This window comes from Paenibacillus sp. FSL E2-0151, from assembly GCF_037993015.1.
GTDB classification, from domain to species: Bacteria; Bacillota; Bacilli; order Paenibacillales; family Paenibacillaceae; genus Paenibacillus; species Paenibacillus amylolyticus.
The window spans coordinates 2,906,455-2,927,018 of the sequence record NZ_CP150308.1 but is presented as its reverse complement, the minus strand read 5'-3'; the positions used below and the strand labels follow the sequence as shown (position 1 = coordinate 2,927,018).

Below are 20,564 nucleotides of genomic sequence, written 5' to 3'. Positions count from 1 at the left end.
CAGAATCAGTACCTTTAACTCAACACTTGATCGTTCTGGCGCTTCCCGCCTCTACTGACCATTAGGAAATAAATCACCAAGGCACCGAGATCAGCACACGCGATAACGATTCCCATTGGCACAGCTGTGCCTTCTCCTCCGAGACCTACGAGTGGAGCGACAATACCACCGAACAGGAACGTCATCACACCAATAAGCGCAGAAGCACTGCCTGCCGACTTCTCCTGATTGGCCATCGCCAAGGCAAAGGACGCGGTATTGACCAACCCAACACTGGATACCACCAAAAATAGCGGAATCAGTACAGAGATTAGATTACCTCCAGCCAAAATGGCGATGAGCAATGAAGTTCCTCCGAGCGCCGCGGTTAGCAGCCCCGCAATTAACAGGCGATTCTCTGATACCTTTCCTGCAAGTCTACCGGCAATCTGACTGGCCAGAATAATGCCTAACCCGTTAATGGCGAAGCATACACTGAACATTTGCGGGGATACCCCGTATATTTTCTGAAGCACAAACGGTGAACCTGATATGTACGCAAACATGCCAGCAGCTACAAATCCTTGGGTTAACGCATAACCCATAAACTGACGATCCCCCGCGATTTGGCGAAACGTAAGTAATGTCTGCTTCAATCCTCCGCTTGATCTGCGATTGGAAGGTAATGTCTCTCCAAGACCGAAAATGACAGCCAACAGCGTCAGTATACCGATAAGGCTGAGCAAAATAAATACGCCGCGCCACGATGTATACGTCAACAATTGTCCACCAATGATTGGTGCAGCAATCGGGGCTACGCCGTTAATCAGCATTAACAGAGAGAAGAACCGTGTCAGTTCCGGGCCCGAATATACGTCTCTGACGATTGCGCGTGAGATGACAATCCCTGCTGCTCCAGCTACACCTTGAATGAACCGCAGCACAACAAAAGAGCCCATCGTCGGGCTGACTAGGCAAAGTATGGAGGCGATAGTATAGAGCACAAGCCCTGCAATGAGCGGTGTTCGCCGACCACGCACATCACTTAGAGGTCCGGCAAGCAACTGTCCAACCGCAAGTCCAATCATACACGCCGTCAGACTGAGTTGAGCATACGAAGTAGATGAACCAAACTCATCAGCCAGCGTGGGCAATGCGGGTAAATACATATCCAGGGACAACGGCCCGAAGGCCGACAGTGTCCCCAGAATTAAAGCCATCCGTACACGAGATGTGGAGTTTGTGTTCAATGAAACTGTTGTACTTTTCATCAAATACTACTCCCCGCTACCCAGCAGCTTGAGCAAGTTGGATGGCAATGTGAACTGTTGATTGTTAATAATAATACGGCGCAATTCTTCTTCATCCCGCTCGTTATCGGCGTCCTTAATCTCCTGAATTTCCCGGTGAAGTCGCTCCATCTGTTGATCCAGCGCATTTGCCGAATCTGCCGCACTCTTTAACTCTCTGGTCAAATGCTCGGGAACATCCTTATTGTATTTATAAAAAATCTTATGCTCCAGACTCGCCCAGAAATCCATCGCGATTGTACGGATCTGGATCTCCACACATGCTCGTTCCTCACCATTGGACATGTACACAGGCACTTCCACCAGAAGGTGAAGGCTTTGGTAGCCGTTTGGCTTTGGATTCTCGATGTAGTCTTTGACCTCCAGTACACGCAGATCACTCTGGTTGCACAGCATATCCTTAATGCGATAGATATCCGAGATAAAGGAACATGTAATCCGTACCCCGGCGATATCCTTGATATTTTGCTTAATGCTCTCAAACGTTAACTCATGATTTTTGCGGAACATCTTGTTCATAATGCTCTCAGGTGATTTCAGTCTGGACTTTGTATGCTCAATTGGACTGTAATCATGCAAAGACTGGAATTCTTCCTTCAGGACTTCAATCTTGGTCTCCATTTGATCCAGAGCAAATTTATAGATCATCATAAATCTGGTAATTTCATATTTGAATTTCTTGAATTGATCGATTGGATGTGGAGCGTTCATCATGGCTTTCTCCCTTTCTTTCTGCACACTAAAATTAGTTTTATGAATATGAGAACAAGCGGTCAATCCACATGTCTCCTGAACCATTATAAATCATATGGAGCCAATAAACGAATTTCTCACATTTGAGCTGGCGATTCAGCCTGGAAGGTATGGGAACTTATTTTACGCGCATCCTATAGAAGCATCCCTTTCATTTGGCCCGCAATTATTAATAAAAGAGGTGGATTTTACTGCTCTATCAAGTGACGTATTCATCCGATACACTTCGGGTTAAAGCTTATTTATACCTGCCACAAGGTTGCTCATTACCTGATATCACGACATATGAAACTTCTCATCCCGGCTCTGTTTCCTCTGCCTTTCCGGAATTCGCTTCCATACATACATCTATACATCTGCAACCAATCGCCAGCCATTACCCTGCTGCAACAATACATGATACGGATAACTTAACGGAACAGTGGCCGGTTCTGATCTATTGCCGCGGCGGACTTGGCAGCTATGGCGGGGTAAATACCGTTTGGCTTGAGCAATTTGTACATAAAGGTTATATCGTGTTCGCCCCATCCTATCGTGGCAACGAAGGAGGTGAGGGCCGTGACGAGTATGGCGGGAAAGATGCCGAAGATGTGCATGCCGCTTACCGGTTGATACAGCGTTTACCCTTTGTCGACTCGACTCGGATATCGTTAATGGGGTTCTCCCGTGGGGCCATTAATGCTGTACATACCGCAACGACCTATAATGAGGGACCTGACAGAGTACATAAGTTAGTTCTTTGGAGCGGTGTCGCCGATGTGGAACGCACTTACCATGAGCGAACCGACCTGAGGCGCACATTGAAACGGGTGCTGGGTGGTTCCCCACGCGCAGTTCCGGAAGCTTATCTCGCCCGTTCTCCCTTGTCGAAAGCGAACAAACTATCTTGTCCCGTGCTAATCATGCATGGTACATCAGATACACAAGTGAATTATAGTCACGGAACCCGAATGTATCACTGGCTTAAGCGGCGAGGTGCAGACGTCACATTTCATGCTTATGGCGGGCAGGATCATCATTTTCACGAGAAAATACATCAGTCAGCGGTGAACAATATGTTTGATTGGCTCGCTGCACCTTAAGTCTTGCGCGATGAATTTCATTTTGAAGATGCATGGGTTATGGCTGTATACTGGAGGGGCTACGTTTTTTGAAAGGACGGATAGGATGAATCAAAGCACCCTCCAAAAATACGCCATGTTGCTACTCTGCATGTCTGCCGGAATGGTGGACCTGATCGGATATCTGGGACTGGGGCATGTGCTCACAGCCAATATGACGGGAAATATTGTACTGCTCGGTATTGCCATTGCCCGTGCTCAGGAATTTGTCGTGCTGCGGTCATTGCTTGCTCTCATCGGTTTTATTGCCGGCAATGCCATTACAGCACATATGGTTGGACCTGTGCAGACCAAAAATGGCTGGTCTTCTAAGGTCACAGCTGTATTTACTGTTGAAAGCATATTGCTCCTGCTGTTCGCGATCGCCATGATTAGTCCATTTTCAGAACAACTGTCCTATCTGTTAATTGTCATCCTAGCCGTTGCAATGGGGATGCAAACAACTGCGGCACGCCGCATTGGCATTGCTGGCATCTCAACAACCGTGCTCACCAATAATTTGGCCGCTGTGGTCGAGGATACCGTAAACATCCTCAAAAAGCTGCGACATGCCAATATCCGATCGTTAACCAAAGCCTTGTCCACAGATTCCTACCTTCGTGCAGGTGCTGTTGTCATCTATTTGATCGGCGTCATTGCAGCCGCATTGTTGTTCCACCGTGTGCCCATGATTGCAGTCTGGATTCCTGTCCTGATCATTGGCGGCGTAACCCTATACGCCCGATTACATGCATGGGGAACTTCACAACAAAGCGAAAGTTAATAAAAGTTAATAATAGAAGAAGTACCCTGTCCATGTTCAAGTGGCTGTTCAAAAGTCCGCTTTAGGATACTGAAAACTAGTCTTTTTGAACACGTACTTTAAATTGTTTTAAGTACAATCACGCTATTTATTTCATCAAAGCAGCTTCTTGGCGGATAAGCTTGACCAGATGCTGTGCAGCAGGTGATAATACCTCCCCGGCTCGTGTACATACGGCAACCGTATTTCTCAGCTGTACACCTCGAACAAACACACGTGCCAGCCTGCCTTGCTGCACATCTTCGTTCACAACCAAAGAAGATATAAAGTTGGCCCCATAACCTGCCTTCACCGCACTAATCGTTTCGTTCAGCCCGTTGAACTGAAGCGCAATGCGGGGAGCGGCCAGGTTATTTGTTGTGCAAAGGGAAACGAGTCGCTCACGTGTAGCACTGCCTTCTTCGCGCATGATGAACGGTTCTGCCATCATCTCATGCAGCTCGATTTCTTTTCCCGCATACGGATGGTCAGGGTGCACAACAAACCACATCTCATCGTCAAATAATTCATCCCATTGGACACCTGCATGTGTAATGCCACTTCCACCATACACTGCAATCTCTGCCTCATAACGAAGTAATTGGTCAAAAGCCATCCGGGTGTTGGTTGTGCTAACAACAATCTCCACATCCTCGTGCATTTGCTTAAACCGCGCAATCCAGCCCGGCAACAGAAAATTTGAAGGCAAGTAGGTTGCCGTAAGACGGATCAGTCCTTTCTTGCCCTCCCGAAAATCCTGTACAAAATTCTCGACATCCTGCTCCAGCATGAACAGACGTTCCGCATAACCTGTCAACTGTATCCCCGCATCCGTAAGCACCAGTCTTCTTCCCTCCGAAACAAAAAGCTGGATTCCCAATTCACGTTCAAACTTCTTCACCTGAGAAGATACCGCAGGTTGACTAATATTTAGTTCCTCTGCGGCACGAGTGACCCCGCCATATCTCACGATGGCATGAAATAATCGTAATCCATGCAGATTCATGTTTACACCTCTTCCACGTCAAATACATAACCTGAAGTTATATTAACATACATAATATATATTTTATTTATACATCTACTCCATTTATAGTTGAAATATGAAATCCAATACAAGGAACAAGGAAAGGAACATGTAAACATGAAAAATATAAATACGACGAACCTACAGCATACCTGGACTCAAGTCGACGACTACATGAATGATCTGCTGATTCCGTCAGATTCCCTGCTGGAACATACACTGCAAAGCAATACCGAAGCTGGACTCCCTGCTCATGACGTAACACCAAATCAAGGAAAGTTACTTCAGCTCCTGCTGCAAATCCAAGGCGCATCCCGTGTACTTGAAATAGGCACATTGGGTGGATACAGTACCATCTGGATGGCAAGAGCGCTGCCTGAACACGGACGCATCGTCTCACTGGAATCGGAATCACACCATGCAGACTTGGCCCGAGCCAATCTCACACGAGCAGGACTGATGCACAAGGTTGACCTGAGAGTTGGTCCTGCCCTAACCACCCTTCCCGATGTTCAGGAAGAATACAGGGAACCGTTTGATATGATCTTCATCGATGCTGACAAACCGAGTAATCCCGATTATCTGAGATGGGCCCTGCGACTGACTCGGACGGGGAGTCTTATTATTGGTGATAATATCGTCAGGGACGGTGAAGTGATCCGCACAGACAGCACAGACCCCAGAGTTCAGGGCGTTCGATCATTCCTGCAGTTGATCGCGGATCACCCTCGACTTGAAGCTACAGCACTGCAAACGGTCGGTAGCAAAGGTTACGATGGATTCGTCATTGCTCGTGTGATTGATGCCCCTGAACCAAAATAAACAGTGGTCAATTCTTCCGCAAATTCCCCTTTCCTGTTAAACTGGAATCACTGCACAGGCAGACTGGGGGGAACCACTTGAGAGTTTTACAACATATTAATGATGAAATTCGCGGCTGGTCCCGCAATATTCAACTGTTTTTCCTGGCTAGCATTCTGTATCAGATCGGAAATGGCATGTTCTCTGTCTTGTACAATCTGTACATTCAGGGTCTGGGCTATAATGATACAATGAACGGCCAGATTGTAAGTATTCAATCACTCGCAACAGCCATTATGTTTGTTCCTATCGGTCTATGTGGTGATCTGTTCAGCCGCAAGCGATTACTCATTACCGGGGCGTTATTCAGCGGAATCTTTCTGATCGGACGCTCCTTCGATTATTCGGCTACAGGACTGATCTGGTTCGCGGTATTCTCTGGCCTTTTCGCTGGGGTGTTCCAAGTACTGGCCATTCCTTATCTGGCGGAAAACGTCAAGAAAAGCCAGCGGCTGAAAATGTTCAGTTATTATTCATCTCTTGTGCTCGCTTCCCAGGTTCTTGGTAGCCTGGGTGGCGGCGTATTCGCAGATTTGTTACATACGGCAGGACTCGCCAAAGTGACCGGATTGCAGACGGTTTTATTTGTTGGTGGTGCAGCAACACTAGCTGCATTTATTCCACTGTTATTTGTAACCGAAGGCAAGGCTGCTCCGCAGACCACGATTCCGGCGCAACCCGTTCTTCAACCCAATACGGATCTAAAAGAAAGTTCAACAAATACCCCAAGCACGGACGATTCGATCACGAAGAAAAAAGATTCCCGACTGATTGGTCAGTTTATAGTGACTCAGTTGTTAATTGGATTAGGTTCCGGACTGGTTGTACCGTATTTGAATCTGTATTTCACCAATCGATTCTCGGTTTCTCTGAGCGGCATGAGCTTACTAATTGCACTTGGTCAGATTATGACGATTGTATCCATGCTGATTGGTCCTACCTTGGCGGCAAAGGTCGGAAGCGTAAGAGCCGTTGTCATTTTCCAGGTCATGTCGCTACCCTTCCTTCTATTAACAGGCTTCACCAATCTGTTGTTCATCGCTTCGCTCAGTTTCTTATTCAGACAAGCATTGATGAACGCAGCCAATCCCATTCATTCAGCCATACTGGTGGATCGGATCTCGGACAAACGCCGCGGCATTGCCAATTCACTGATGCAGACCTCGTTCATGATTGGATGGGCGACCATGGGACCCGTTCAATCCTATCTGGTCACCACGTACGGAACGTATTGGGGTTACGCGATCACTTTCAGCATCACAGGCTGTCTATATGTTATTTCATCACTGATGTACTTTGTAATGTTCAGAGAACCCAAACCTTCCGCTACGGCTCTCGCAGGATCTTAATGAGTTGAACAGTAGCAGTCTGGTTGTTCCGCAGATAACGCAACGTATCTCATCATCAGGAGTGATCACACATGAACATGAATCCTTCATTAAACCTGAATGCATACCTGAATCTCATACCACCTCATTCAACCGGTAGGCTAAACGGATGGAACTGATGCGCAAGCTTGGTTCCCACGTTGTCTTTCGGTTTTTTCTTAGTCTGGGTGTCTCTGTTCTTGGCGGATTGCTGTTCACAGCCATTCATACACCAATCCCGTGGTTGCTCGGGCCAATGGTATTTATGCTGCTTGGCTCCCAAGTCGCCAAATGGCCCCTCATGTGGCCTGCCTCCATTCGGGACTATGGCATTCTGATTGTAGGTTATTCGATTGGACTCACCTTAACAAAAGAGGCACTGCACGGCATTTTGCAACAACTTCCTATGATGCTTCTGATGACCTTGCTGTTAATCGGATTGTGTGTAATTACGGCCTACATCGCTTCAAAGATAACCGACTTTGACTTCCCCTCCCTGCTGGTTGGCAGCATTCCAGGAGGACTGTCCCAGATGGTGTCCCTTGCAGAAGAAATGAAATCTATCAATCTGACGCTAGTTACCTTTTTGCAGGTGACTCGGCTGATCATGATTGTCTTCTGTGTTCCGTTCCTGCTGTTCAGTCCGTGGATTGGAGGTACCGCAGGTAGAGGTTTGGATCATCCGTTCATTGACGTAGCAACGTGGGGTTCCCTTTTCCCGGAGATTCTTGTCTATGCTCCGCTCTGTGTAGCGGGTGCATGGGTTGCACGCAAACTCCGATTTCCGACGGCCTTTATGCTGGGTCCCATGATCGTCATGTGTGTCGTTCAATTAAGTACAACGATGCACACGTCCAGTCTGCCAACCTCTCTCTTAAACGTATCGCAATTGATGATTGGCAGCCACGTTGGACTGATGCTCAAGCCGGAACAGTTGCAACGCAAGACACAGACAGTCACGCTAGCGGTGATGAGTAGTGTACTGCTCATTGTTGGTGCGCTTGGATTGAGTTATCTATTAATGAATGTGTTCTCCCTCTCCGCGGCAACCTCACTACTCAGTATGGCCCCTGGCGGGATGGATCAGATGAGTATCATGGCACATGAAGTGAATGCCGATCTTTCGGTTGTATCCGGGTATCAATTGTTCCGCATCCTGTTTATCTTTTTCATCGTCTCTTCCGTACTGAAGATGATTCTTGTACATATGTTAAAAGAAAAGAAAGCAGAGCCCTCACTTCAATGATCATATTTCGCCCCGATTCCATGACAAAGAGAGTATCCATTTGATGTCACATCCTGCGGATACTCTCTTTTATTTGTACAGACTTAACTTCAGCATTTGGCTTCATTCAATTTTAAGCATAATGACTACTTATGAATAAATTCGGTTGTACATCCAGCCTACAATGCCCACCGTAACCACTGTTGCCCCAATAATAAATGCATAATAGCCAATCTTACTTTTGGACTCCGAAGTCTGATGGTCATAATAATCCGAGTTACGTCGGTAAAACCCCATCCATAACTCTCCGATCATATTCACTACAACCAATACAAAACGTTTAACAAGCCCCATGGATTCGCGTCTCCTCTCCCTAATCAACCTTCTTCCCTATTAAGTATAATTATCCCAATTCATTAAAACAACCTACTCATATTACCTTTGGTGCAGTTTCTTGCTCCAACCAGGTTAGAATATCAAATGCTTCCTGATCGGTGCTACCACACATCTCTTCCTCAGCTTGCAATCCACTGCATACCGCAGGACGATCTTTTTGGCCAAAAATTCCGCAGCGATTATCATCGGTAAGCTGCACACAACGTACACCTGCCGGCTTGCCATGAGCCATGCCCGGTATCGGTGATGATATGGAAATCGCGATACAACATGCGGCACAGCCTGTCCTGCATTCCATACATATTCCCTCCTAATTTCAATACTTATATTACTTACAATACATGTTCAAAAAGAAAAGACCGGTTTTCAATACCAAGAAGATGGGCTGAATTCCATATTCGATGCTGATGATGCCATTAGGAATCCTTCGTAATCAAAAGCGGACTTTTTGAACTACCTCTTAATTATGAGCGATTTATCCAGGTCCAGGTTCGAGCGAGCCCCTGAGCCATTCTCCGATTCATACTTCGATTGGAAAAATACCCTCCATGACTTAGCGGGTTCCAACTCATAGCCACGCCACCAGAGTTCACTTCAATATCTTCTTTCACCGCTTTCTCATAAGCGGGATCAATGGGGCGTAATGGATAACCCAGAATATCGTCCCTATCGTAGAAGTTCACCCACTCCCCTTCCAGTCCGGCATAGTACTGATTCACATGGGAAGAGGGCACCTGAATTGGGCAACTAAAGTCATGGTAACGCAAACTCCATAAGGGCAGGGTTGTACCAAAGGAGTAAAAATTGGTCAGCGTATCCCCCCGCTCCAGAGCCGAGTTCACATCCACAACCTCAGGCACACGACTGGAGGGATATTGCAGATCGTAGAAGAAGTTACTGGCGATTACGGCACCCAAACTATGGGCAACCACACAGAGCGGAGCTTCCGGTCCATTACGCTGTGCAAGGGTATGCATCGCCTGATTCAACGTTCGATGTACGGCATCGTAGTTATGGCCTTGATTTTCCACCGGTTGATAAGCAACCGCATCAGCCAGGTAATGGATGACAAATCGACGCAACGCCTGAAAGTTCAATCCCGGAGAACTGACGAGCTGTTGAAAGAGCGCCTCTTCCCGCTCCTCAAATACATCCGCCCAATATACAGGTTCGATATCCAGCATCTGTTTGGAGGCTCCAGGCAAGACCATCACCTTGTCCAATTCCTTATGCAAACAAGCAATCAGCTTGTCCGCGTACCCATCCTTCCGCATACCCAGCCCATGAATGACCATCACCGCAATACGTGTCATGGCTCTCCTCCTCATCGATTGACTAGGATCTCTTTCTCCACCATATGAATTCCACGACTCGAACATGCCTGAAGCTTGCTTTGTCAGAAGAACCTTTCCAACCACCATTATTTTAAAAATGTGATTCTTCCATTTTATATACAGTTTACCATGATCGTCATGAAAATAACGACCATACAGCAAAAAGGAGCTACGCATCACGCAGCCCCTTCTTGTTGTTGTATTCAATTAACCTTTCAGATGAACCTTCAACACACCATTTTGATTAGATGTAACATCACCTGTCGTGACTTCCACCCATTCAACCATATCCTGACCATCTGGAATGATAATCGGTGTAATCAGCGGGTATCCCGCATCTTCAATTACCTTACGATCAAACTCCAATAGCTTTTGTCCAGCCTTTACATGTTCGCCAGCTTCCACATGCATGTTGAAGCCTTCACCTTTGAGGGATACTGTATTAATCCCGACATGAATCAGTACCTGTAAACCACTCGCATGTTCAAGAATCACCGCATGTTTACTTTTGATCACATGAGCTACCTGAGCATCAAACGGAGCAACTACCACGTTGCCGGAAGGTTCAATCGCTACACCCTCACCCATTTGTTTCTCGGCAAAAGCCGGATCAGGCACTTGCTCCAGTGAAACAGCCTGGCCTGTTAAAGGCGCCATGATTTCCAGCGTATTCACGGCTTCATCCCCTACTTGAGCAGCACTACGTGTGCGCTGGTTCGGATCTGTATTTGCAGTCGATGAGGTAACGCCCGAAGTAGACTGAGATGTAGCTGCTTTAGGCTCAGCAACGTTTTCATTGCTTGCATTACGATCTTCTTTTCTCATTTTGGCTCTACCAAAAATAACGGTCAGTACAAACGGCACAACAAGGACAATCGCCATGCCGATGAAGAAAACACCCCATTTGTTAGGGAAAATCGACAGGAATCCAGGTACGCCACCTACACCGATGGAGGTTGCCTGAACATTATTCATCGTCAGCAGCACACCACCAATTGCGGAACCGACCATACCAAAGATAAACGGATAACGGTAACGGATATTCACTCCGAAGATCGCCGGCTCAGTTACCCCGAGGAAGGCCGATACCGAGGACGTTGCCGCAAGTCCTCTCATTTTCTTCTCACGCAGGACAAGCATCATCGCAAGTGCCGCTGAACCTTGTGCAATATTGGACAATGCCAGCATCGGCCACAGGAACGTACCGCCCTGACTACCGATGAGCTGAACATCTACCGCAAGGAACGTGTGATGCATACCGGTGATAACCAGCAAAGCGTATAGACCACCGTAGATCAGACCACCCAGCGCCGCGTATGAATCGTAAACATAGATCAGGCCGGAAGTAATTGCATTTGCAATAGCAAATGTAACTGGTCCAATGATCGTAAATGCCAGGAATCCGGTAATCAGCAACGTGACTGGTGCAACGACTAGCAGTTTAATTGAATCATGTACCCTTTTATTCAGGAAAATCTCCATCTTCGCAAGCAGATACGCCGATACCAGTACCGGTAGAACCTGCCCTTGATAACCAATCTTCTCAATCTCCCAACCGAACAGATTCCATGTTGGCACCGTGCCATTATTCACAGCATCAGCGTAACCATATGCACTCAGCAGATCGGGATGTACCAGAATGAGACCCAGCACGATCCCGAGCAGCGGACTGCCGCCGAACCTTTTTACAGCTGCCCAACCAATTAGAGCCGGCAGGAACGTGAAGGCTGTACTTGCAATCGTATTAATAATGGACGCAAGATCCTTCCAGGCTGGATAAACATCCACCAGTGATTTTCCATCAAAGAAAATGCCTGGACCTGTCAGAATATTGTTAATCCCGAGCAAAAGACCTGCCGTAATGATTGCAGGCAAGATCGGAATGAAAATATCCGAGAGTGTTTTGATCGCTCGCTGGATTGGATTTTGCTTTTTACCAGCAACCGCCTTCACATCATCCTTGGAAGAACGATCTCCCCCGGTAATCTGAATCATCTCATCATAGACTTTATCCACCAGACCAGGCCCAATAACGACCTGGAATTGTCCTTGAGAAGAGAACTGACCTTTAACCAGATCATTCTGATCCAGACTTTCGGTATCCACTTTACTCTCATCATACAAGGCAAACCGGAGTCGTGTAACACAGTGTGTTGCAGCTTCAATATTCTCTTTGCCACCGACAGCCCGGACGATCTCCTCAACCTGTTTTTTATCGATTGCCATAGTGTCACTTCCTATTTATAAAATGTGATTAGTCCTGTTGTGGCACAAGCCACATATAGGATGCATACGGACTGAGAGAGATTTCCTGCGTCAGCACAGGGGTTGCCTCCGTATTTCCTATGAGTAACTCTGCTGATTTGCTTGCAATGTGATCATTCCAGACCGCTTCCGGAAGCGAGAACGTGACGTCTCGTTTACTGAAGTTGGATACAACAATCAGAGTTTCACTTCCATTGGTCCGTGCGTACGCGAATACATTCGGGTGTGCATCGTCCAATCGTTCATACAGACCGTCAATCAGCACGTTAACCTGTTTACGCAGGGCAATCAATTTGCGGTAGTGATAGTAGATCGAATCTGGATCAGCCAGCTGCTGTTCCACGTGAATGGAAGGATACCGCTCATCCAACTTCAGCCAAGGTGTTCCGGTAGTAAATCCGGCGTTCTTACTTCCATTCCACTGCATCGGTGTGCGGGAGTTGTCCCGGGAACGCTCTTTTACAATGTTGAATGCTTCTTCAGCGGATTTGCCTCGTTCTTCCTGAAGCAAACGGTACATATTCGTTGATTCGATATCGCGGAACTCGCTAACGTCATTCCAGACCGGATTCGGCATGCCGATCTCTTCTCCCTGGTAGACATAAGGCGTACCTTGCATGCCGTGTATCGTTGTTGCAAGCATCTTCGCACTCTCGGCACGATAGTCACCATCATTGGCGAATCTGGACAGTGCCCGAGGCTGATCATGGTTATTAAGGAACAGCGCGTTCCAACCTCCACCGGCCTGCATGCCAGTTTGCCACTCACTGAAGAGCTGCTTCATCGCTTCGAAATCATACGGCATCAGTTCCCACTTCTGACCATTCGGATAATCCACTTTCAGGTGATGGAAGTTAAACGTCATCGAAAACTCCCGGGAAGCCGGGTTCGAATATTGGATACAATGTTCCAGTGTTGTGGAAGACATTTCCCCTACAGTCACCATGTTGTAAGGCCCGAATACTTCATCGTACATCTCGGTAATGTACTCATGCACACGCGGTCCATCCGTGTAGTATTTGCGTCCATCACCCGGTGAGACGCTACCATCATCATCCGGGAAACGCTGGTCTTTGGAGATCAGGTTAATCACGTCCATACGGAAACCATCCACACCCTTATCCGCCCAGAACTTGATCATATCCCGTACAGCTTTGCGTACTTCTTCATTCTCCCAATTCAGATCTGCCTGCGTTTTATCAAATAAAGTCAGGAAATATTGTTCCGTCTGTTCATCATACTGCCACGCGGGCCCACCGAACTTGGATTGCCAGTTGTTTGGCACACCGCCATCCGGGGCAGGATCTTTCCAAATATAATAATCCCGATACGGATTATCCTTGGAAGAACGGGATTGCTGGAACCACTCATGATCGGTCGAGGAGTGATTCACCACGATATCAATCATCAGTTTCATATCACGAGCCTTCAGACCTTTCAGCAGTTCGTCAAAATCCTCCATCGTCCCATAATCCGGATTAATCCGGTAATAGTCCGCTACGTCATATCCATTATCATGCTGCGGGGATACATATACCGGCTGCAACCACACAATATCGATACCCAGATGCTGCAAATAATCAAGCTTCTCGGTTAATCCACGAATATCACCAGCACCCGATCCGGTTGTATCATTAAAACTCTTCGGATATACCTGATACACCGTTGATGTCTTCCACCAAGATGACGGAGTTGTGTTATTAGAACTCATGTTAACGCCTCCAATAAATTGTAATGCTCTCATGTGATGTTCTCGGTTAACTTCATATCTATATTACATAAGTAAACATGTATATACAAGTTGAAACTATAATATGTATATTCTCCGCCTCTTCTACACATTCCCCATAAATCTTTCCTCTGTAACATTTATTTTGGAACCTGCGTTCGTGAACCCAATGATATCTGTATTGGGACAACAAGAAACCGTCTGTTCTTCCCACCATTGGTGCGGGCAACAGACGGTCTAATTTGGTTGAACTTGGTTGAACTTTTTAAATGTATCTACTATTTTTTACTGTTGTAATGGATTGTTATTATAGGGTTGCTGTCACTTGACTTCATCACCACAGCGGAGACACGCCTCTTACGACATCTCTGGTGAAACAACGGCTTTCCCTTGTTTTTCCTGCATATTCAACTTCAATAAAGATAGTGCAGCTTGCTCTTCCCTTTCCAGTTCAGCGGCACTGATCTCACCAGAGAGTACGGCACGCATTCGCTTTTGATCCAGCAGACCTTCCCATTTTGCCACCACAAATGCTGCGACACAGTTGCCCATCAAGTTGGTGAATACACGCATTGTATCCATGAATCGATCTGCACCAAGCAGCAGAGCAACCGCTGCTACCGGAAAAGCATTGACAGCCACTGCCGTTGCGGACAGGGCCAAGAATGCGGAGCCAGGTACTCCTGCCATGCCTTTGGAACTTAACATCAACACCAGCAAAATCGTAATCTGCTGCATCAATGTCAGTTCAATCCCTACGGCCTGAGCAACAAAAACCGTTGCCAAGGATAAATAGATCGAAGCGCCATCCAGATTAAACGAGTACCCCGTCGGCACTACAAGACCCACAACCGCACGATCACAACCCGCCTTGGTTAGTTTGTCCATCATGCGTGGCATCACCACTTCTGATGATCCGGTTCCAATCGCCAGCATCACTTCAGAACGGGTATATTTCACAAATTGCAGGAAATTTAGCCCGGTAATCCACCAGGCAGCCAATGCCAACATGACCAAAAACAGCAGTGCTGCGCCGTAACAGGCCAGAATCAGCAGACCAAAGGACGACAATGTGGAAGCCCCATAAGCACCTACCGTGTAAGCCATGGCTCCAAATGCACCAATTGGTGCGAGTTTCATGATATAACCGATGATACGAAACACAATGCCGAGCAAGTTCTCAATCAGCGTCAGTACATTCTCTTTTGCCTTACTCTCTGTTGCTGCCAGGGCAACCCCGAACAGGCATGCCACGAGCAATACTTGCAGAAGTGCATTTTGTGCAAAGGCATCTACAACACTTGTCGGAATAATATTCATGATAAAGTCTACCGTATGCGGTAACTCGGAACCATTGGTTTTTGCTTCAATGCCGCTTGCATCTATGGTTGAAGGGTCCACGTTCATTCCGGCACCGGGGCGAAGCAGATTGGCTGTTCCCAATCCAAGTACCAGTGCCACTGTAGTTGCAATCTCGAACCACACGATGGCTTTCAGCCCGATGCGACCTACCGACTTCAGATCACCGATCTTGGCAATACCTGTTACAATCACCATGAAAATCAGTGGTGCGATGATCATCTTGATCAATTTGATGAAACCTGTTCCGAGCGGTTGCAGCAGGCTACCCAGATCCGGCCACAGGATGCCTACGCCAATCCCGATGATTACCGCTACAATAATTTGAAAAAATAATGATTTCATAAATGACATGAACGCTCCCCCTGTTTGCGGTCAATTCGGATTTCCGTTTGGTTTCCGTGTAACTTTTTATATCATTCTAAAAGGGAGTTCAACAATGGAATTTCAATTTTTTTGTCATTTGTACCAACTCTATTGGTGAAAATTGAACCTAAAACCGAAAAAAGACGAATACCGCGTCAGTTATCTTGACGTGATATTCGTCTTTTTCCATAAATCCATTTATTATTGAACAGCGGTTAAATGTGCATCACAGGGTAATCGATTCTCCCGGGGCTAGCACACGTCCTTCCAACCCTTTTGCAGCAAGTTGCTGCACGAAGTGTTCCGCATCCTGACGAATTACCGGGAACGTATCATAATGAACCGGAATCGTCAGTTTGGCATTAAACCATTCGGCCGCTTGCAGCGCATCCTCAGGTCCCATGGTGAAATGTCCACCAATCGGCAAGAAAGCTACATCAATATCATGACGATCACCGATCATTTTCATATCCCCGAAGAGACTTGTGTCTCCGGCATGCAAAATCGTTTTACCACCAATATTAATGATATATCCAGCAGGCAACCCTGCATACATGATCCGTTGTTCTTCTTCGAGCACAATCCCGGAAGTATGGAACGCCTGAATCATTTTAGCTTGAGCAAATTCAAGATCTACCGTTCCGCCCATGTTCATGCCGAGTGTATCCAGACCCTTCCAAGACATATATGTAGCCAATTCAACAATAGCCACAACTTTGGCGTTATTTGCTTTGGCAATAGGTTCAGCATCGAGGATGTGATCCATATGTGCATGTGTCAGCAACACAACATCTGTCTTAATATCTTCAGGCTTCGTGACGGCAAGCTCGTTGCCACGCAGGAAGGGATCAATGATCAGAGACTTTTCTTCTGTGCCCAGCTGTACACTGGAGTGACCGTGGAACGTAATATTCAACAATTTGGATTCCTCCCGACATATGTTTTATTATTTTGAAAACCACTATATATTATAAATCATACCTCTTCACCAACGCAAAATCACGCTAGCCTCCGTGTCACCGCTGCTTACGATATACTCTTGCTTCATACGGCTGAAGCTGAATCGCACCTTCATCGGTAGAATAACGTCTGCTCACATTGCTGATGATCAGCTTGGCATGCTCGGAAGTCCAACCTTCCGGCCAGTGCATCTCAGGTTCATGCCCACGGAAATTCAGAATGACCAGCATCTGCTCATCTTCCAGCGTTCGGGTATAGGCATAGATATCCGGATCATCCGGTAGCAGCAGTTCATACGCACCATAGATAAGTACTTTATGTTGTTTGCGAAGGGCAATTAACTTACGGTAATAATGCAAAATGGATTGCGGATCACTTTCGGCATCAGCCACATTAATCTCAGGATAATTATCATTCACCTGAATCCACGGCTGACCCTGGGTAAACCCTGCATGTTCCGTCTCATCCCATTGCATCGGCGTGCGGGCATTATCGCGACTCTTCAGCCAGATCGCCTGCATAACTTCATGCTTTGATTTACCTTGACCAATGTAATGATTGAAATAATTTTTGGTCTCGATGTCCCGGTATTGTTCGATATTCGGGAAAGCGACATTGGTCATGCCGATCTCTTCTCCTTGATAGATGTAGGGGGTCCCTTCGAGTGTAAGCATCCATGTCGCCAGCATCTGAGCAGAACGCACCCGATATTTACCGTCATCACCAAAACGGGAAACCGGACGTGGCTGATCATGGTTGCCCATATAATTGGCGTTCCAGCCTCTACCATGCAAAACCGTTTGCCACCGGCTCATGATTTCTTTGAGATCGGTCAATTTCCATTCCTTATAGTTCCACTTACCAATTCCGGAGGATTTAGCATCAATGAACATATGCTCAAACTGGAATACCATATTAAGCTCGTCACGATCCGTCCCCACATAAGCCAAGGCCTGCTCAGGCCCAAGTCCCGAAGTCTCACCAACTGTCATGGGTCCGTAGGGTTTCAGGATCATGTTATTCAGTTTCTTCAGGATGGAGTGTACCTGTTCCAGGTTGGAAAAGAGCTGATACGCTGGAACCACCGGCAGATTATCCGGATTGTGTGCACTTGGCAGCCCCTCTGCCTTGGCGATATGCGCTACTGCATCGAAACGGAATCCGTCGACCCCTTTTTCCAGCCACCAATGCACCATCTCATACATCTCTTCTGCCATCTGTGCATTGTTCCAGTTGAGATCCGGTTGTTGTTCTGAATACAGATGCAGATAATATTCATTTGTCTCTGGATCATGCTTCCACACCGAACCCCCAAAATAGGACTCCCAATTATTCGGCACCTGCCCATTTTTGCCTGAACGCCAAATATAATAGTCCCGCTTCGGATTCATCTTTGATGAACGTGATTCGGCAAACCACGCATGTTCATCTGACGTATGATTCAGCACCAGGTCCATCATGATCTTGAGACCACGCTTGTGGGCCTCTGCCAATAATCGATCAAAATCCTCCATCGTGCCATACTTGCGTAAAATGCCGTAGTAATCCCGGATATCATATCCGTTATCATGTCCTGGTGAATCGTAAATGGGACAGAGCCAGATCACATCTACGCCCAAATTCTCCAAATAATCGAGCTTCTCATAGATCCCCTGCAAGTCGCCATATCCATCTCCGTCCGAATCCTTAAAGCTGCTCGGGTAAATCTGGTATACCACACTCTCTTTCCACCAAACGATATCGCCCACCTCGCTCTCATCATTGTTCAATATATAAATTGAACTAAAGAATATTTACACTGGACACTCCGATGACAGAACAACCTTCCGATCGCTGTTATCCCCAGATTTTATGAATTCCCCTTATAAGGGGAAAATCCGGTGATAGCTTATGCTTCCGATGCAGCTTTCTTTCAGAAAGCTTTTAGGCGAACGCTTTCGCTTCTTCAGGTTATTTCTGTCCTCTCCGTTTCGTGTAAATGTTTAGTTAAATTTATATATAAACTCTGCTCACGATATAAATAAGCCGTTAATATGTTTTATCCGAAATGATTCCCTTGTAAACATTTGAAAGGTATCTTATGCAAGAAGACCCGGTCATGGACCGCGATCTGCGGTTCAATTCCGAGTCTTTTTTTGTGAATATAAGACTAACTTAAATCCAGTGTAACCTATCCAGGCACCGATCGTGTTCAGAATAATGTCATCCACATCAAACGAACCTACACGTGTAATCAATTGTGTGACCTCAACACCCAGCAGAAGCAAAACAACTGTAGATGTAAAGGTCAGGAACGTACGGCACCTTCGAAACAACCATGGGATCCAGATGCCCAGTGGAATGAACAATACGATATTGCCAAACAGGTTTTTGACCCAGGTATCTGTATTGTACCTCTCCCTCTCCATAAGAAGTGGACGAATCGTCTCGAAGGGTACGAGATTATATTGATAATACATGCTAGGTGTTCGTCCACTGACAAACAGTAAAATGCCCATAATCAGTAGGTAAAGCACTGCCATGCAAGCAACAATGGTCAGTATCCACTTGGAGTGGAGCCACGACTTTTCGCTCATCCATCTGTCCTCCGACCTTGAATTCCGCGAAGCGGTAAGGTCTATTTTAACGGGATATATATCTTCATGTCCAGTTGTTCAGGGGTCGATTTCCAGACATCCGTCACTTCAAAGTCTGGTCCTTCCCTCCGTTCATAGTTCGACTGCGGCAACCAGCTGCCATAGATCATTTTCCGAATATCCTGCCCTGAGCCTTCCACGGTGAATTCTGCATACAAGCCACCTGGAATTTCAATCGAAGCAAAACCGGGTTCAAGTACCTGTGATGCTCCACTGCTTTCTTCACCCACAATAAAAGAAAATGCTCCATCCTCTTCAAAATGACAGGCCACACCATAAGCCATATCAGGGCGTGTCCTCTCCGGGATCGCCATGAATTTCTGTTCCATGCCAAAATCGTGATAAAATCCGGGTATTTCAGCATAATGCTGATTGTCATTCAGGTTGGTCTTATATTCATAGCCGACAATCCAGTTCGGTTCCCGTGTGACCAGACGGGGTGTGTTCATATGGAAAGTTCCATCAAGCCGAGTTCGATAATCGTTAAAATCAATGCTCTGTTGCATCTTCAGAAGAGACAACTGATCCACTTCCACCTTACGCAGCTTCGCCGGTGTCATTCCAAAGTAGGCTGAAAATGCACGGGTAAATGCCTCTTGAGATTGATAGCCAAAGCTCATCGCAATGTCCAGTATGCCTTCCGATGTGCCCCGCAGCATCCCTACAGCTTCCGTTAATCTGCGTCTGCGCACGTACTCCAGTACCGTGAATCCCGTGATCGCCTGAAATAAACGCTGAAAATGAAACGCCGAAAAGCTCGCAGCAGCGGACGTCTCTCTGATATTAAAATCATCTTGCAAATGCTGCTCCAAATACTCAATAGCAAGCTGAATTCGTGTGTAATGATCCATAGTGACGGCTCCCCTATCTAATTCAAAATATCAAACGATTTCTTATGTAGTATGACTGAGATCCAGATCTTTTTTTTGATTTTGTGTGCGAACTTGTATGACGAAAGATACGCGAGTTCCGATTCTCTTCAAGTTGAATGACACTATGATACACTGTATGCCAAAACCCCCTTGTTCTACAAGGAGATGCTCTCTACGCTGGTTGATTTACCAACAGAGATAGCTCTTGTGAACAAGGGGACTT

At 46.5% G+C, this 20,564-nt stretch carries 18 protein-coding genes; 5 read left to right on the top strand and 13 right to left on the bottom strand.

Annotation, left to right across the window (positions count from 1 at the left end; all coding sequences use genetic code 11):
- Positions 1-14: 14 nt before the first annotated feature.
- On the bottom strand, positions 15-1,250 hold the full coding sequence (locus MHI55_RS13565; protein ID WP_340390252.1) for a multidrug effflux MFS transporter: 1,236 nt from the start codon (positions 1,248-1,250) through the stop codon (positions 15-17).
- Positions 1,251-1,256: 6 nt separating this feature from the next.
- The gene (locus MHI55_RS13560) at positions 1,257-2,000 is read right to left on the bottom strand and encodes a GTP pyrophosphokinase family protein (protein WP_036608962.1); all 744 of its coding nucleotides are present in this window, start codon (positions 1,998-2,000) and stop codon (positions 1,257-1,259) included.
- A gap of 245 nt (positions 2,001-2,245) precedes the next feature.
- On the opposite strand from MHI55_RS13560, the gene MHI55_RS13555 reads away from it, so the two are divergent.
- Both MHI55_RS13555 and MHI55_RS13550 read left to right on the top strand, forming a co-directional pair.
- Positions 2,246-3,124: a prolyl oligopeptidase family serine peptidase gene (locus MHI55_RS13555; protein ID WP_340390250.1), complete on the top strand. Its 879-nt coding sequence runs from the start codon at positions 2,246-2,248 to the stop codon at positions 3,122-3,124.
- 85 nt (positions 3,125-3,209) lie between these two features.
- The gene (locus tag MHI55_RS13550) at positions 3,210-3,926 is read left to right on the top strand and encodes a YoaK family protein (RefSeq protein ID WP_340390248.1); all 717 of its coding nucleotides are present in this window, start codon (positions 3,210-3,212) and stop codon (positions 3,924-3,926) included.
- A gap of 127 nt (positions 3,927-4,053) precedes the next feature.
- On the opposite strand, the gene MHI55_RS13545 is transcribed toward MHI55_RS13550, so the two are convergent.
- Complete coding sequence (locus tag MHI55_RS13545) at positions 4,054-4,950, bottom strand: LysR family transcriptional regulator (RefSeq protein ID WP_036608744.1); 897 nt, start codon at positions 4,948-4,950, stop codon at positions 4,054-4,056.
- A 138-nt stretch (positions 4,951-5,088) separates the two neighbouring features.
- Here MHI55_RS13545 and MHI55_RS13540 point away from each other — a divergent pair, with 138 nt between their 5' ends.
- From MHI55_RS13540 to MHI55_RS13530, 3 genes are all read left to right on the top strand, one after another.
- Positions 5,089-5,793, top strand: coding sequence for an O-methyltransferase (locus MHI55_RS13540; RefSeq protein WP_315371614.1), 705 nt, complete (start codon positions 5,089-5,091; stop codon positions 5,791-5,793).
- Between the two features lie 77 nt (positions 5,794-5,870).
- Positions 5,871-7,181, top strand: a complete 1,311-nt coding sequence (locus tag MHI55_RS13535; RefSeq protein ID WP_036608748.1) for an MFS transporter — start codon at positions 5,871-5,873, stop codon at positions 7,179-7,181.
- Between the two features lie 148 nt (positions 7,182-7,329).
- On the top strand, positions 7,330-8,445 hold the full coding sequence (locus tag MHI55_RS13530; RefSeq protein WP_340390247.1) for an AbrB family transcriptional regulator: 1,116 nt from the start codon (positions 7,330-7,332) through the stop codon (positions 8,443-8,445).
- Between the two features lie 129 nt (positions 8,446-8,574).
- On the opposite strand, the gene MHI55_RS13525 is transcribed toward MHI55_RS13530, so the two are convergent.
- The 10 genes from MHI55_RS13525 to MHI55_RS13480 all read right to left on the bottom strand — a co-directional run bounded on the left by MHI55_RS13525 (position 8,575) and on the right by MHI55_RS13480 (position 20,320).
- Positions 8,575-8,778: a hypothetical protein gene (locus tag MHI55_RS13525; RefSeq protein ID WP_017688872.1), complete on the bottom strand. Its 204-nt coding sequence runs from the start codon at positions 8,776-8,778 to the stop codon at positions 8,575-8,577.
- 76 nt (positions 8,779-8,854) lie between these two features.
- Entirely contained in the window at positions 8,855-9,118 is a 264-nt protein-coding gene (locus MHI55_RS13520) for a YkgJ family cysteine cluster protein (RefSeq protein WP_017688873.1), read from the bottom strand.
- Between the two features lie 166 nt (positions 9,119-9,284).
- A complete protein-coding gene (locus MHI55_RS13515) occupies positions 9,285-10,133 on the bottom strand; it encodes a chemotaxis protein (protein WP_338708624.1) in 849 nt (282 codons plus the stop codon).
- A 228-nt stretch (positions 10,134-10,361) separates the two neighbouring features.
- Positions 10,362-12,380 carry a PTS system trehalose-specific EIIBC component gene (treP, locus tag MHI55_RS13510; RefSeq protein ID WP_340390246.1) on the bottom strand — a complete coding sequence of 673 codons (2,019 nt, stop codon included), beginning with the start codon at positions 12,378-12,380 and terminating at the stop codon, positions 10,362-10,364.
- Positions 12,381-12,408: 28 nt separating this feature from the next.
- The gene (gene treC / locus MHI55_RS13505) at positions 12,409-14,130 is read right to left on the bottom strand and encodes an alpha,alpha-phosphotrehalase (RefSeq protein ID WP_340390244.1); all 1,722 of its coding nucleotides are present in this window, start codon (positions 14,128-14,130) and stop codon (positions 12,409-12,411) included.
- A 375-nt stretch (positions 14,131-14,505) separates the two neighbouring features.
- Positions 14,506-15,861 carry a C4-dicarboxylate transporter DctA gene (gene dctA / locus MHI55_RS13500; RefSeq protein WP_036670619.1) on the bottom strand — a complete coding sequence of 452 codons (1,356 nt, stop codon included), beginning with the start codon at positions 15,859-15,861 and terminating at the stop codon, positions 14,506-14,508.
- A 238-nt stretch (positions 15,862-16,099) separates the two neighbouring features.
- Positions 16,100-16,792, bottom strand: coding sequence for a metal-dependent hydrolase (locus MHI55_RS13495; RefSeq protein ID WP_338708621.1), 693 nt, complete (start codon positions 16,790-16,792; stop codon positions 16,100-16,102).
- 97 nt (positions 16,793-16,889) lie between these two features.
- Positions 16,890-18,581 (bottom strand): alpha-glucosidase, encoded by a 1,692-nt coding sequence (locus MHI55_RS13490; protein WP_143781014.1) that lies wholly within the window; start codon positions 18,579-18,581, stop codon positions 16,890-16,892.
- A gap of 369 nt (positions 18,582-18,950) precedes the next feature.
- Positions 18,951-19,409, bottom strand: a complete 459-nt coding sequence (locus MHI55_RS13485; RefSeq protein WP_051449712.1) for a VanZ family protein — start codon at positions 19,407-19,409, stop codon at positions 18,951-18,953.
- A 41-nt stretch (positions 19,410-19,450) separates the two neighbouring features.
- Positions 19,451-20,320, bottom strand: a complete 870-nt coding sequence (locus tag MHI55_RS13480; RefSeq protein ID WP_340029728.1) for an AraC family transcriptional regulator — start codon at positions 20,318-20,320, stop codon at positions 19,451-19,453.
- Positions 20,321-20,564: the final 244 nt, after the last annotated feature.